Consider the following 13,384-nt stretch of genomic DNA (forward strand, 5'->3'; position numbering starts at 1 on the left):
ACGTCTGGAGGACGGGATGAACCTGCTCGTGGTGGGGGCCAGCGGCTTCCTCGGCTCCGAGGTGTGCCGACAGGCGGTGGCGGCCGGGCACCGGGTGGTCGGCACGTACCACTCGGCCGCCGTCGCGGTGCCGGGCGTGGTGTCGCGCCGGCTCGACGTCACCGACCGCGCCGCGGTGCGCGCGCTGCTGACCGAGGTACGCCCCGACGCCGTCGTCGCCACCCCCTACCGCTACGACGACTGGAGCGTCACCGCGGACGGGGCGGCCCACATCGCGTGCGCCGCCGCCGAGGTGGGGGCGCGGCTCGTGCACCTGTCCAGCGACGCGCTGCACGCCGGCCGGCCGACGCCGTACGCCGACGACGACGTGCCCACGCCGCTGCACCCGTACGGGGCGGCGAAGGCGGCCGCCGAGACGGCGGTGCGGGCGCTCGACCCCGGGGCGCTGCTGGTGCGGACGTCGCTGATCGTGGGGGAGGGGAGCAAGCAGATCCAGCTCTGCCGGGACGCCCTGGCCGGCCGGGCCGTCCTCTTCACCGACGAGGCGCGCTGCCCCGTGCACGTGACCGACCTGGCCGCGGCGGTGCTCGAACTGGTGCCCACCGACCTGGCCGGCACGCTCAACGTGGCCGGCCCGGACGCGGTCAGCCGCGCCGAGATGGGGCTGCTGGTGGCCCGTCACGAGGGCCTCGACCCGGCCGGCCTCAAGACGGCGACCATCGCCGAAGCCGGCCTGCACCGCCCTGCCGAGGTGCGCCTCGACTCGTCCCGTGCCGCCGGCCTGCTGCGTACCCGGCTGCGCGGAATCACCGAGGTGCTGGCCTGACCTGTCGGTGCACAGTTTCTGTGCACAACTCTTGTGCATAAGAACTGTGCACAGATATTGTGCAAGGCATGGAGAACGAGGGGTCGCGTCCCGAGCCGCGCGAGGTGCGGCTGGACCATCGACAGGTGCGGGTGCTGGCCCACCCGCTGCGGATGCGCCTGGTCGGCGCCCTGCGGGTGAAGGGCCCGTCGACCGCTACGACGCTCGCCGAGCTGCTCGGCACCAACACCGGTGCCACCAGCTACCACCTGCGCCAGCTCGCCGAGGTGGGGCTGGTCGTGGAGGACCCGGAGCGGGGCACCGGCCGGCAGCGCTGGTGGCAGGCCGCGCACGACGTCACCAACTGGGAACCCACCGACTTCGACGACGACCCCGACGCCCGCGCGGCGATCGACTGGATCCAGGGCGACCAGGTGCGCCTCCTGGCCCACCACGCGGAGCAGTGGTTCGCCACCCAGCACGAGTGGGCGCCGGAGTGGCGGGACGCCTTCGGCATGAGCGACATCTTCATGACCATCCCGGCCGCCCGGCTCGAGGAGATCAAGGCCGAGGTCTGGGCGCTGCTCGAGCGCCACCGGAACGAGGCCGATCCGGCCGAGCCCGGCGCCGAGTCGGTCCAGATCTACCTCGCCACCTACCCCATGCTCAAGGAGTTCCGGTGACCGCGCTCTCCGTACGCCAGGTCCGGTTCCGCTACCTCACGCTCTACGGCCTGCGCTGGCTGCCCACCGGCCTGCTCACCCCGGTGATGATCCTGCTGATGCATGAGCGTGGCCTGTCGCTGTCCCAGATCGGCCTGGTGGCCACCGCGCAGGGCCTGGTGGTCCTGGCGCTGGAGCTGCCCACCGGTGGCCTCGCCGACGCGCTCGGCCGCAAGCCGGTGCTGCTCGCCGCCTGGGTGGTCTGCCTGGTCTCGCTGGTGCTCTTCGTGGTCGCCGACTCGTTCTGGATGTTCTTCCTGGTCTGGGCGTTGCAGGGGATCTACCGGGCGCTCGACAGCGGCCCGCTGGAGTCCTGGTACGTCGACGCCACCCTGGCCGCCGACCCGGAGGCCGAGTACGAGCGCGGCCTGGGCTGGGCCGGCACCGTCATCGGCGTCGCCATCGGCGCCGGCGCGCTGCTCGGCGGCGGCCTGGTAGCGCTCGGCCCGGTCGGACCGCTCAGCGCGCTGGCCCTGCCCGTGCTGGTGGCCATCGCCCTGCAGGCAGCCGCGCTGGTCGCGCTCACCCTGCTGCTGGTCGAGCACCGGCCCGCCCAGGGCGCCGCCGCGGTGCGGGCCTCGGTGGCCGAGGCGCCCCGGATGGTCGGCCAGGCCGTCGGCCTGCTGCGCCGCAACCGGGTGCTGCTCGCCCTGGTCGCCGTCGAGCTGTTCTGGGGCTTCGGCATGATCACCTTCGAGTCGCTGCTGCCGGTGCGCCTCGCCGAGGTGGTCGGCGACGCCGACCGGGCCGCCGCGCTGCTCGGCCCGGCCAGCTCCGCGGCCTGGCTGGCCAACGCGGCCGGCGCCGCCCTGACCCCGCTGCTGCTGCGCCGGCTCGGGGCGGCGCCCGCCGCCGCGCTCATGCGAGTCCTCCAGGGCGTCACCGTGGTCGGGATGGGCCTGCTCGCCGGCCCGGTCGGCGTGCTCATCGCCTACCTGGCCTGCTACACCGTGCACGGCGCGTCGAACCCGCTGCACATGGGGCTGCTGCACCGGCAGGTCGACGGCCCGTACCGGACCAGCGTGCTCTCGCTGAACTCGATGATGGCCCAGCCGGCCGGCGCGCTCGGTGCGGTGGTGCTGACCGCCCTGGCCGACGCCACCAGCATCACCGTCGCCATGCTGGTCGGCGGGGTGGTGCTCGCCGTGGCCGCCCCGCTCTACCTGCCCGCCTGGCGGGCCGCACGCCGGACGCCCGGGCCGGGGGCGGAGCCCGACGCGGGTGAGCAGGGTCCCGAGGGCGCGGCCGCCGGCCCGGGCCATCCCGGCCCGGCACTCGACCCCGCCGGCCCGGTGGACCCCGTCACGGTCGCCGTCTCGGCGCCCGCCCGGTCGGACTGACCGCCCCGTGGCCGGCCCCGCCGCTCCGGCCCGGCGAAGGTGGCGGGGCCGGGGGGTGGGGAAGCCACCGGACCGGCGCGGTGGCCAGGCCGGACGAACGGGGAAGCCGCAGTCGGAGGTGGTCGTGGTCGGTGGATCAGCCCAGGTGGACCGAGGTGCGGGGCTCGGTGCCGGTGTAGCCGAGCCGGCGGTACAGCCGGATCGCCCCGACGTTGACGGTGTAGACGCCGAGCGCCACCTGGTCGTGCCGGGCCAGCAGGGCGCGGGTCATCCCGGCGGTGAGCGCCGCGCCGAGCCCGCGGCCCCGGCGGTCGGGCGCCACGGTCAGCCCGGCCAGGAAGCCGATGTCGCCGCGGCTGCGGTCGGCGCCGCAGGCCACCAGCCGGTCGCCGTCGCGGATGCCGTACCAGTCGACGACGCGCGGGTCGCCCGGGCGGGACGTCGTGCTGGGAAAGGCCTCCTCGATCAGGGCGGCCAGCGCGGGATGGTCGGCCTCGGTGAGACGGACCACGCGCTCCTCCTCCGGCTGCACCGGCGGCGCGGTGGTGGTCCAGAGAAAGTCCCACTCGTCGAGCCGGGCCACGGTGAGCCGGCCGGCCACCTCCGCCGGATCAGTCCGGGGCAGGTGCAGCCACTGGCCCGAGTGCAGCGTCCCGTCCGCCACCAGACCCGCGAAGACGTCCAGCGCCGGCCCGGCCGCCCCGAGCGCGCCGCCGGCCGGCCCGTGCTCCGGCGGGAGCAGCCAGCCGACCGCCCCGTCCCGCCGCCAGCCCCACGCCTCCCGGTCGCGCCAGAGGGCGTGCCGGGCGTACGGGTGGTGGCCGGTGGCGGCGACCAGGGTGTCCCGGCCCAGCAGGACCTGGTCGGCAGCGATCATGCGGCCAGCCTACGAGAGGAGAACTGGTGACCCCCATCCACTCCGTACGACCGGTGCGCCTGACCGGCCCGCGCTGTGTGCTGCGGGAATGGGCCGACGGCGACGTGCCCGCGCTGCACGCGATGCTGACCGAGCCGCGGGTGCTGGACCGGGTGCTGGACGAGCTGGCGCCCACCCGGGACGAGGTCCAGGCCGCCCTGTCGACCTGGCGGGAGGAGGCGGGCGGCGAGCCGCGGCCGGCGTACCGGCTGGCCGCCGTCGACGGTGACCGGCTGCTCGGGCTGGGCACCCTGACCGTGGAGAGCGTGCCGCACCTGCGCGGCGAGATCGGCTACGTGGTGCACCCCGACCACTGGGGCCGAGGGCTCGGCACCGAGATCGCCGGCCAGCTGCTCGACCTGGCGTTCGGGGCGGTGGGGCTGCACCGGGTGGAGGCGACGACCCGGCCGGACCATGTCGCCTCCCGGCGGGTGCTGGAGAAGGCCGGCATGCGGTGCGAGGGGATCAGCCGGGACCACCTGCTGGTCCGGGGCTCCTGGTGGGACTCCGTCCGGTACGCGATCCTCGCCACCGACCGCTGACCGGAAACCGCCGTCCTCGGTACGGGCGTTCCACGGTGGAGATTGACGAACAGACCGATTGGGTACATCCGTCGCCGACCTACTGGGACCCCCCACCGGAGGAACGACCATGCTCGCCATTCTCGCGGCCATCGTGTTCGGCTTCGCCCTGTTGATCGACTTCCTGAACACGAACTTCGGCGCGCCCGACCTGTTCAACACCCACACCCTCATGCTCATCGGCTTCCTGCTGCTCTCCCTCTACCTGGCCGGGGTCGGCTCCGGCCCGCGCGGCGCCGGCGGCGGCCGCTGGTACCGGGGGCGGCGTCCGGGTCGGGGCTGACCGGAAACGACCATCCGGGCCGGGCGGCGGCGCGATTCCAGCGTCGTCGGCTCGGCCCGGTACTGTTCTCGTGATGGAATCCGACGCCCTCTTCACCCTCGGCGAACCCGCCGGAGCGCCCAGCGCCCCCGCGGGTTCCGGCGGCGTCGACGGGTTCACCGCCGCCGCGGCGGATTCGCCGCTGCCCGTCCGGATGCGGCCGGCCAGCATCGACGAGCTGGTCGGTCAGGACCACCTGCTTGCGCCCGGCGCCCCACTGCGCCAACTCGTCGAGGCCGCGGCCCCGATGTCGGTGATCCTCTGGGGGCCGCCCGGCAGCGGCAAGACCACGATCGCGCACCTGGTGGCCCGGGCCACCGACCGCCGCTTCGTCGCCATGTCGGCGCTGACCGCCGGGGTGAAGGACGTCCGCGCGGTCATCGAGACCGCCCGCCGGCAACGCCGCGCCGGGGGCCCGCCGACCGTGCTCTTCATCGACGAGGTGCACCGGTTCAGCAAGACCCAGCAGGATTCGTTGCTCGCCGCCGTCGAGGACCGCACGGTCACCCTGCTGGCGGCGACCACCGAGAACCCGTACTTCTCGGTCATCTCGCCGCTGCTGTCCCGCTGCGTGCTGCTGACGCTCCAGCCGCTGGACGACGACGCCGTACGCGGCCTGCTGCGCCGCGCGGTCGTCGACGAGCGCGGGCTGGGCGGTGCGCTCACCCTGGCGACCGACGCCGAGGACCACCTCGTCCGCCTCGCCGGCGGCGACGTCCGCAAGGCCCTCACCGCGCTGGAGGCGGCGGCGGCCACCGCGACCGCGCGGGGCGCCGACCGGATCGACCTCGCCGTCGCCGAGCAGGCGGTCGACGTGGCGGCCGTCCGCTACGACCGCGACGGCGACGCCCACTACGACGTGACCAGCGCGTTCATCAAGAGCATGCGCGGCTCGGACGTGGACGCCGCGCTGCACTGGCTGGCCCGGATGCTGGTCGCCGGCGAGGACGCCCGGTTCATCGCCCGGCGCATGGTGATCTTCGCCAGCGAGGACGTCGGCATGGCCGACCCCACCGCGCTGACCGTCGCCACCGCCGCCGCGCACGCCGTCGAGTACGTCGGCCTGCCGGAGGCCCAGCTCAACCTGGCCCAGGCGGTCATCCACCTGGCCACCGCACCGAAGTCCAACTCGGCCACCACCGCCATCGGCGCGGCCATCGCCGACGTGCGTGCCGGCCGCGGCGGGGCGGTGCCGCGCGGGCTGCGCGACTCCCACTACTCCGGCGCCCGGGGCCTCGGGCACGGGGCCGGCTACCGCTACCCGCACGACGACCAGCGCGGGGTGGTCACCCAGCAGTACGTTCCGGACGACCTCGTCGGGACCGACTACTACCAACCCAGCGGGCACGGCGCGGAGCGGGCGGTGGCCACCCGGCTGCCGTTGCTGCGCCGGATCGTGCGCGGGCTGCCCGCGCCACCGGCGCGGGTCGAGGCGGCGGTGAGCGGTGGCCGCCCGGCGGACGCCGCGCGGGCCGACGGCGCGAACGAGGGCGGCAGCGACGCCGTGGGGGAGGGTCAGCAGTGATGGCGCGTGGTCCCGAACGGCCGGCGGACGGCCCCGACGAGCGGCGCGACCCCCGTGCCAAGGGCCGCCGGTGGGGGCGGGGCAAGGCCGACCCCGAGCCGGCCGAGGCGACCGCCGGCGAGGAGTTCGGCTGGATCGACGACCTCCGGACGGCCAAGCAGCAGCGCAGCGACCTTGGCCCGGACGGGGAGTCGGCCGGCGCCGTGCCGCCCGCGGGGGCCGGGCTGCCGCCCGCCGGTCCGGGGCCTCGGCCCGGTCCGCCCGCGCCGGAACCGCCCGGGGCTGCCCGCCCGGGCGCGGCCACCCGGCCCGCTCCGCCGCCCACGGCCACCCGGCCCGGCCCGGAGACCCCGCCCGCCCGCCGTGCCCCCGAGGCCGGCCCGGGAGGCCCCGCCACGCCATCCGCCCGCCCCGGCGGCCCCGATCCGGCGGCCCCGCGTCGCGCGGTCGACGGCCCCTGGCCCGGCGCACCCGAACCGACCCGGCGCCCCGCCGAACCCACCCGCGGCCCCGGTGAGCCGTCCCGCCCGCCCCGCCGGAACCCGGACGCGCCGACCGGCCAGCAGCCGCCGGCTCCCGGCCGCGTGAGCGGCCCGCCCGGTCCGCGCGTCGCGCCCCCCGCCGGCCCGGTTTCCGGCCGCGCCGGTCAGGGCGCCGGTCCCGGCCCGGAACGCGGTTACGGCGGCCCGAATCCCGGTCCCGGCTGGCCGGGACCGGACGCTGCCCGGAACGCGGTTCCGCCCACACCGCGCGGTCGGCACGGCGCCGAGGCGCCCGCCGGCCCGGCCGGCGGCCCCCGGCCCGGTGGCGTCGATCCGGCGGTCCCCGTCTCCGGCGCCGGCCGGCGGGCCGCCGTCGAGCCCGGCGTGCCCTCGGCGCGCGCCGCCGCGCCCGGCGTCGGCCGGCCCACCGATCCGCTGGCCGGCGGGCCGCAGCCGGGCGATCCCGAGCCTCGCCGTGGCCGCGCCCCGCAGCGCCCCGAACCGTCCACCCCCACCCCCGGCACGCCCACCGTGGACGGTGCCGGCGGTCGGCCCGGTGGCCGTCGTCGCGCCGGGGAACCGGACCAGCCGGTGGTGCCGCGCAGCGGAAACGCCCCGCCGGTGCCCGGCGCCGGTCCTGACGCCGAGCGTCGACCGGACGGCGCCACCCCGACCCCGCGCCGCGCCACGGCCGGCGCCGCACCCGGCCCCCGGCCCGGTGCCGACGTCCCGCCGACCGGCCGGCGAGCCGGTGCCGTTCCCATGTCCCCGTCCGGCCGCCGCGCGGCTCCCGACGGACCGGCGGTACCACCCGGTCACCGCGGCGTTCCGGACGACACCGCGCCGCCGGCCGGTGGGCGCGGTGGGCCCGACATCGCCGCCGCGCCGCGTGGTCGACGGGCCGCTCCCGACGAGGCGGCGATGCCGTCCGGTCGACGGGCCGCCGACGACGCCGGAACGGCGCCGGGTCGCCGGGGTGCTCCCGACGACCCGGCGACGGCGTCCGGCCACCGTGCCCCCGGCGACGCCCCGTCCGCGCCCGGTCGCCGCGCCGCGCCCGACGCGCCCGCCGGCCGTCGCGCCGCGCCCGACGCGCCAGCCGGTCGTCGTGCCGCGCCCGACGCTCCGTCCGGTCGTCGCGCCGCCGCTGACGCGCCGACCGGCCACCGTGCCGCCGCTGACGCGCCGGGCGGACCCGGTGCCACCGGCGACGCTCCGCCCGCCCCGCGCCGCGCGGCCCGTGAGGCCGCCGACGAGCCGCGCCCACAGCGGCCCGAGCGGCCCGCCGACTGGCTGCGCCAGGCCGGCCGCACCCCCCACACCGACCCCGCCATGCCGGCGGTCCGCCGCCCCGGCGGCCCCGCAGCGGACGAGCCGACCGCCGCGCGGCGCGGTGGGCCGGCCGGCCCCGATCGCGGCGCGACCGGCCGCGCCGGCGCGGCCGTGCCGCCCGTGAAGCCCGACCAGGCCGGCCCCGCCCGCGGCGCGGCCCGGCCCGGCGGCCCGGCCGTTCCCGGCGACGGTGCCCGTGGCGCCGCCCGGCCGGACAGCGACCGCACCGGCGGGCTGCCGGCCGGCGGCCGGCCCGGTGGCCGCCCGCCCGCCGACGACCCGGCCCGCACCGGCGGTTTCCCGGTCGGCGGTGACCCCGCACGCACCGGCGGTGTGCCGGCCGGCGACCGGCCCGGCGGCCGGGGCCGGGGCGGCGACCCCGCCCGCACCGGCGGCTTCCCGGCCGGCGGTGACCCGGCGCGGACCGGAGGCCCGCCGATCGGCGACCGTCCCGGCGGGCGTGGTCCGGCCGGTGACCCGGCCCGTACCGGTGGCTTCGCCGCCGGCGACCCCGCACGTACCGGTGGCTTCCCCGCCGGGGGCGACCCGGAGCGGACCGGCCCCGACGCGGGCCGTCGCTCCGCTCCGCCGGGACGCCCCGGAGCGGGTCCGGCCGGCGGCGACGCGCGGGGTCCCGCCCGCGGCTCGGCCCGCCCGGACGGTGGAGTCCCGCCCGGCGAGCCGCGCGCCGCGGCCGCTGGTCCCCCGGTGGCCCGGGCGGCCGCCTCGGTGGCCCGCCCCGCGGGGCCGGACGAGCGGCCGGCCGGCCGCGCGAACCCGCTCGCACCGGAGCCCACGCGGCCCGGAACGGGTGGCCCGGGCGCCGTGCCGCAGGGACCCGGCGCGCCGGCGGTGGCGCGGGCGGCGGCGGTCGTACCCCCCGGGGAGCCGGCGGTGGCACGCGCCTCCGCGGTCGTACCGCCGGCGGAGGCGCGGCCGGGACCCGAGGACGGCACCGGACCGGCGCTGCGCCGGTCCGAGGCCGCACCGGGGGAAGCCGACGACGCGGTGGGCGGCCTGCGGGGCGCCCGCTCGGAGCTACGCCGGCAGATGCGCGAGCGGCGGCGGCTGCGGATGGCCATCCTCGCCCTGGTCAGCGTGGTGCTGCTCGGCGCCGTGCCGCTCTACTTCGGGCTGCGCACGCTGAGCCACGATCCGGTCTTCGACACCCTCGACGCGCTGAGCGTGCCGTCCTGGGCGTCGACGAAGACGGTGGACAACGTCAGCGGCAGCCGGTGGTGCCTCCAGGACTGCCGGCTGCGGGAACGCACCGTCGAGTCGCAGAAGGCCTGGAAGGAGACCGCGCAGGCCTACGAGGCGGCCCTGTCCCGGGACGGCTGGCAGCGGTGGAAGGTGGACCGCTGCCCGGAGCAGAAGGTCAAGGGGAGCTACACCTGCTGGCGCCGGGACGAACTCACCCTCGACCTCTGGGTGCGCGAACCCACCTGCGTGCCGCCACCCGTGGCGGGCGAGCCTGCGCCGTCTCCGGTGCCCGCGCCCGCAGCGGGGGAGTGCGCCGGCTCGTTGGTGTCGGTGAAGGTGCGCAACGCGATCGACGACGAGCGGACCGGACCACAGCCGACCACCGATCCCTCACTCACCGGCGAGGACCCCTACCCGACCCTCACCGACGACCCGCTCGGCGAGCTGACACCCTCACCGTCGTGAGCCGGTTTCCATCACGGACGGTAGGGTCTGGGGCTGGCGGGCCCGCCCGCGCCCGTTGACCGGTCACGGGTCGGCGCGCGGCGGACCGGGTAGGTACGGTCGCGCGTCCCGGGGCGTCAGGCCCCGGGACACTGCTTGAGGAGGACATGCGCGTGAGTGGTGGAGAGATCGCTGCGCTGATCGCGGCCGGCGCGTTCCTGATGCTGGTGCTCGTGCTGGCGGTGCCGATCCTGCGGCTGCGGCACACCGTCGACGCGACGACCCGCATGATCGCCGACCTGAACGACCGCACCGCGCCGCTGCTCGGTGACGTGAACACCACGGTGAAGAACGTCAACACCGCCCTGGAGCAGGTGCAGACCTCCCTCGACGGGGTCAACCTCCAGCTGGCCAAGGTGGACACCATGACCACCCACGCGCAGAACGTCACCGCCAACGTGGCGAACCTGGCCGCCGTGGTCTCCGCCGCCGCCGCGAACCCGCTGGTCAAGGTGGCCGCGTTCGGCTACGGCGTGCGCAAGGCCGCCGCCGCCCGCCGGCACGCGGAGACCGAGCGTGAGGTGCGCGACACCATCAAGCAGCAGCGCCGGGCCGCCAGGCGCGGCAACCGCTGACCCGGCCGGCGAACAGCGGGAGGATGAGAGCATGAGGCGGTTGTTCTGGCTGGGCATCGGCCTGGCCGTGGGAGTGCTGGTGGTCCGCAAGGCCACCCGGACCGCGCAGGCGTACACGCCGGCGGGCATCGCCAGTGGGCTGTCCGAGTCAGCCGGCGGTCTCGTCGAGTCGGTCCGGAGCTTCGTGGACGACGTCCGGGCCGGGATGGCCGAGCGCGAGCACGAGATCCACGAGGCCTTCGCCCGCGGCGAGGCGTACGACGACGAGTTCGCCGAGCTGCGGGAGGACCCGCGGATCGGTGACCGAGAGATTTTCCCGGAGGAGCACCAGCGATGAAGACGGCGGAGATCAAGCGGCGGTACCTCGCCCACTTCGAGGCCAACGGCCACGCCGTGGTGCCGTCCGCTCCGCTGCCCGCCATCAGCGACCCGAACCTGCTGTTCGTCAACGCCGGCATGGTGCAGTTCGTCCCCTACTTCCTGGGCCAGCAGACCCCGCCCTACCGGCGGGCGGTCAGTGTGCAGAAGTGCATCCGGACGCCGGACATCGACGAGGTCGGCAAGACCAGCCGGCACGGCACGTTCTTCCAGATGAACGGCAACTTCTCCTTCGGCGACTACTTCAAGGACGGCGCCATCCCGCTGGCCTGGGACCTGGTCACCAAGCCGGTCGAGGCGGGCGGCTTCGGGCTGGACCCGGAGCGGATCTGGCCGACGGTCTACCTGGACGACGACGAGGCGTTCCAGATCTGGCGGTCGGTCGGCGTGCCCGCCGAGCGGATCGTCCGCCGGGGCAAGGCGGACAACTTCTGGTCGATGGGCATCCCCGGCCCGTGCGGCCCCTGCTCGGAGCTGTTCTACGACCGTGGCCCGGAGTACGGCCGCGAGGGCGGCCCGGCGGTCGACGAGGACCGCTACATGGAGTTCTGGAACCTCGTCTTCATGCAGTTCGAGCGGGGGCCGGGCACCGGCAAGGAGGACTTCCCGATCCTCGGCGAGCTGCCGGCGAAGAACATCGACACCGGCATGGGCCTGGAGCGGATGGCCTCCATCCTCCAGGGCGTCGACAACCTCTACGAGATCGACGAGGTCCGGCCGATCCTGGCCCGCGCCGCCGAGTTGACCGGCAAGCGCTACGGCGCGCACTCCGGCCACGTGGCCAGCGAGTCGCACCCGGACGACGTGCGGCTGCGGGTGATCGCGGACCACGTGCGCACCGCGCTGATGCTGATCGGCGACGGGGTGACCCCGTCGAACGAGGGCCGCGGCTACGTGCTGCGCCGGATCATGCGCCGGGCCATCCGCGCGGTCCGCCTGCTCGGCTACCAGGACCGCGCGCTGCCCGAGCTGCTGCCGGTGGCCCGGGACTGCATGGCCCCGTCCTACCCGGAGCTGGCCGAGGACTTCGGCCGGATCTCGCAGTACGCGTACGCCGAGGAGGACGCCTTCCTCGCCACCCTGCGGGCGGGCACCACGATCCTGGACACCGCCATCGCGGAGACCAAGTCGGCCGGGCAGGCGTCGATCTCCGGCGACAAGGCGTTCCAGCTGCACGACACGTACGGCTTCCCGATCGACCTGACCCTGGAGATCGCCGCCGAGCAGGGCCTCCAGGTCGACGCGGAGGGCTTCCGCCGGCTGATGGCCGACCAGCGCAGCCGGGCCAAGGCCGACGCCCAGGCGCGCAAGACCGGGCACACCGACGTGTCGGCGTACCGCTCGGTGCTGGACGGCGGTGGCGCGGTGGAGTTCACCGGCTACACCGAGCTGACCCGGGAGTCCCGGGTGCGCGCGCTGCTGGCCGGCGGCGACCAGGTGGCCGCGGCCGTCGAGGGCGACACGGTCGAGCTGGTGCTCGACACCACCCCGTTCTACGCCGAGGGCGGCGGCCAGCAGCCCGACCAGGGCCTCATCACGGTCGGCGGCGGCCAGCTCGAGGTCTTCGACGTGCAGCAGCCGGTGCCGGGGTTGATCGTGCATCGGGCCAAGGTGCTCCGCGGTGAGGTGCGCGCCGGCGAGACCGGCTACGCCGAGATCGACGTGTCCCGGCGGCGGGCCATCTCCCGTTCGCACACGGCCACCCACCTGGTGCACCAGACCATGCGCAACTTCCTCGGCGAGTCGGCCACCCAGGCGGGTTCGCTGAACGCGCCGGGCCGGCTGCGGTTCGACTTCAACACCCCGACGGGGGTGGCGCCGAGCGTGTTGCACGACGTGGAGCAGCAGGTCAACGAGGTGCTCCTGGCCGACCTGGAGGTGCACGCCTTCATCACCACGCAGGAGGAGGCGCGCCGGATCGGCGCCATGGCCCTGTTCGGCGAGAAGTACGGCGAGCGGGTCCGGGTCGTCGAGGTCGGCGACTACGCCCGCGAGCTGTGCGGCGGCACGCACGTGGCCCGCTCGGCCCAGCTCGGCCTCGTCAAGATCCTCTCCGAGGCGTCGGTGGGTTCCGGCGTGCGCCGGATCGAGGCGCTGGTCGGCATGGACGCCTTCGGCTTCCTGGCCCGCGAGCACCTGCTGGTATCCCGGCTCGCCGAGCTGTTCCGGGTGCCGGGCGACCAGGTCGCCGACCGGGTGGAGCAGACCGTCACCCAGCTCCGCGACGCGGAGAAGGAGCTGGAGAAGCTCCGCGCCCAGCTCGTGCTGGGCGGGGCCGCGGCTCTGGCGGCGCAGGCGAAGGACGTCCGCGGTGTCGCGTACGTCGGCACCGAGGCGCCCGAGGGCGCGGCCGGCAACGACGTGCGGACCCTGGCCCAGGAGATCCGGGGCCGGATCGACCCGGCCCGCCCGGCCGTGGTCGCGGTGGCCGCCCGGGCGGGCGGCAAGGCGTCCCTGGTGGTGGCCGTGAACCAGGCCGCCCGGGGTCGGGGCCTGACCGCGAAGGATCTGGTCAAGGCGGCCTTCTCCGGTCGGGGCGGCGGCAGCGACGACCTCGCCCAGGGCGGTGGCCTGCCCGCGGCGGAGGCGCCGAACCTGCTGGCCACCGTGGAGAAGGCGATCGCCGACGCCTGATGATGCGCACCGATCGACGCCAGGGCGGACCGCCGGGTCCGCCCTGGCCCGTACCCGGGGGGAGG

11 protein-coding genes are annotated in these 13,384 nt (G+C 76.5%); 10 read left to right on the plus strand and 1 reads right to left on the minus strand.

Annotated features, from left to right (window positions below; all coding sequences use genetic code 11):
• The first annotated feature begins 16 nt into the window (after window positions 1-16).
• The 3 genes from ACFYPD_RS19995 to ACFYPD_RS20005 all read left to right on the plus strand — a co-directional run bounded on the left by ACFYPD_RS19995 (window position 17) and on the right by ACFYPD_RS20005 (window position 2,867).
• Complete coding sequence (locus tag ACFYPD_RS19995) at window positions 17-826, plus strand: SDR family oxidoreductase (protein WP_387115380.1); 810 nt, start codon at window positions 17-19, stop codon at window positions 824-826.
• Window positions 827-894: 68 nt separating this feature from the next.
• The gene (locus ACFYPD_RS20000; RefSeq protein WP_387115383.1) at window positions 895-1,488 is read left to right on the plus strand and encodes a helix-turn-helix domain-containing protein; all 594 of its coding nucleotides are present in this window, start codon (window positions 895-897) and stop codon (window positions 1,486-1,488) included.
• Complete coding sequence (locus ACFYPD_RS20005) at window positions 1,485-2,867, plus strand: MFS transporter (RefSeq protein ID WP_387115386.1); 1,383 nt, start codon at window positions 1,485-1,487, stop codon at window positions 2,865-2,867. The genes ACFYPD_RS20000 and ACFYPD_RS20005 overlap by 4 nt, the downstream gene beginning before the upstream one ends.
• 136 nt (window positions 2,868-3,003) lie before the next feature.
• Here ACFYPD_RS20005 and ACFYPD_RS20010 read toward each other — a convergent pair whose 3' ends face one another.
• Window positions 3,004-3,744, minus strand: coding sequence for a GNAT family N-acetyltransferase (locus ACFYPD_RS20010; protein ID WP_387115389.1), 741 nt, complete (start codon window positions 3,742-3,744; stop codon window positions 3,004-3,006).
• A 26-nt stretch (window positions 3,745-3,770) separates the two neighbouring features.
• On the opposite strand from ACFYPD_RS20010, the gene ACFYPD_RS20015 reads away from it, so the two are divergent.
• The 7 genes from ACFYPD_RS20015 to alaS all read left to right on the plus strand — a co-directional run bounded on the left by ACFYPD_RS20015 (window position 3,771) and on the right by alaS (window position 13,319).
• Window positions 3,771-4,325, plus strand: coding sequence for a GNAT family N-acetyltransferase (locus tag ACFYPD_RS20015; RefSeq protein ID WP_387115392.1), 555 nt, complete (start codon window positions 3,771-3,773; stop codon window positions 4,323-4,325).
• Window positions 4,326-4,434: 109 nt separating this feature from the next.
• Window positions 4,435-4,647, plus strand: coding sequence for a hypothetical protein (locus ACFYPD_RS20020; RefSeq protein ID WP_107079061.1), 213 nt, complete (start codon window positions 4,435-4,437; stop codon window positions 4,645-4,647).
• Between the two features lie 73 nt (window positions 4,648-4,720).
• Entirely contained in the window at window positions 4,721-6,211 is a 1,491-nt protein-coding gene (locus tag ACFYPD_RS20025) for a replication-associated recombination protein A (protein ID WP_387115395.1), read from the plus strand.
• A 2,864-nt stretch (window positions 6,212-9,075) separates the two neighbouring features.
• On the plus strand, window positions 9,076-9,693 hold the full coding sequence (locus ACFYPD_RS20030) for a hypothetical protein (protein ID WP_387115611.1): 618 nt from the start codon (window positions 9,076-9,078) through the stop codon (window positions 9,691-9,693).
• A 152-nt stretch (window positions 9,694-9,845) separates the two neighbouring features.
• Window positions 9,846-10,307 (plus strand): DUF948 domain-containing protein, encoded by a 462-nt coding sequence (locus ACFYPD_RS20035; protein WP_091321699.1) that lies wholly within the window; start codon window positions 9,846-9,848, stop codon window positions 10,305-10,307.
• Window positions 10,308-10,338: 31 nt separating this feature from the next.
• The gene (locus ACFYPD_RS20040; RefSeq protein ID WP_387115398.1) at window positions 10,339-10,644 is read left to right on the plus strand and encodes a DUF6167 family protein; all 306 of its coding nucleotides are present in this window, start codon (window positions 10,339-10,341) and stop codon (window positions 10,642-10,644) included.
• On the plus strand, window positions 10,641-13,319 hold the full coding sequence (gene alaS, locus ACFYPD_RS20045; RefSeq protein ID WP_387115401.1) for an alanine--tRNA ligase: 2,679 nt from the start codon (window positions 10,641-10,643) through the stop codon (window positions 13,317-13,319). Before ACFYPD_RS20040 ends, alaS begins: the two co-directional genes overlap by 4 nt.
• The last annotated feature ends 65 nt before the right edge of the window (window positions 13,320-13,384 follow it).

It is taken from the genome of Micromonospora sp. NPDC005299 (assembly GCF_042872345.1).
In the GTDB taxonomy this organism is placed as follows: domain Bacteria; phylum Actinomycetota; class Actinomycetes; order Mycobacteriales; family Micromonosporaceae; genus Micromonospora.

Coding starts and splice junctions, on each gene's coding strand:
- ACFYPD_RS19995 (WP_387115380.1), top strand. CDS start 17: ATGAACCTGCTCGTGGTGGGGGCCAGCGGCTTCCTCGGCTCCGAGGTG.
- ACFYPD_RS20025 (WP_387115395.1), top strand. CDS start 4,721: ATGGAATCCGACGCCCTCTTCACCCTCGGCGAACCCGCCGGAGCGCCC.
- ACFYPD_RS20040 (WP_387115398.1), top strand. CDS start 10,339: ATGAGGCGGTTGTTCTGGCTGGGCATCGGCCTGGCCGTGGGAGTGCTG.
- ACFYPD_RS20030 (WP_387115611.1), top strand. CDS start 9,076: ATGCGCGAGCGGCGGCGGCTGCGGATGGCCATCCTCGCCCTGGTCAGC.
- alaS (WP_387115401.1), top strand. CDS start 10,641: ATGAAGACGGCGGAGATCAAGCGGCGGTACCTCGCCCACTTCGAGGCC.
- ACFYPD_RS20020 (WP_107079061.1), top strand. CDS start 4,435: ATGCTCGCCATTCTCGCGGCCATCGTGTTCGGCTTCGCCCTGTTGATC.
- ACFYPD_RS20010 (WP_387115389.1), bottom strand. CDS start 3,744: ATGATCGCTGCCGACCAGGTCCTGCTGGGCCGGGACACCCTGGTCGCC.
- ACFYPD_RS20000 (WP_387115383.1), top strand. CDS start 895: ATGGAGAACGAGGGGTCGCGTCCCGAGCCGCGCGAGGTGCGGCTGGAC.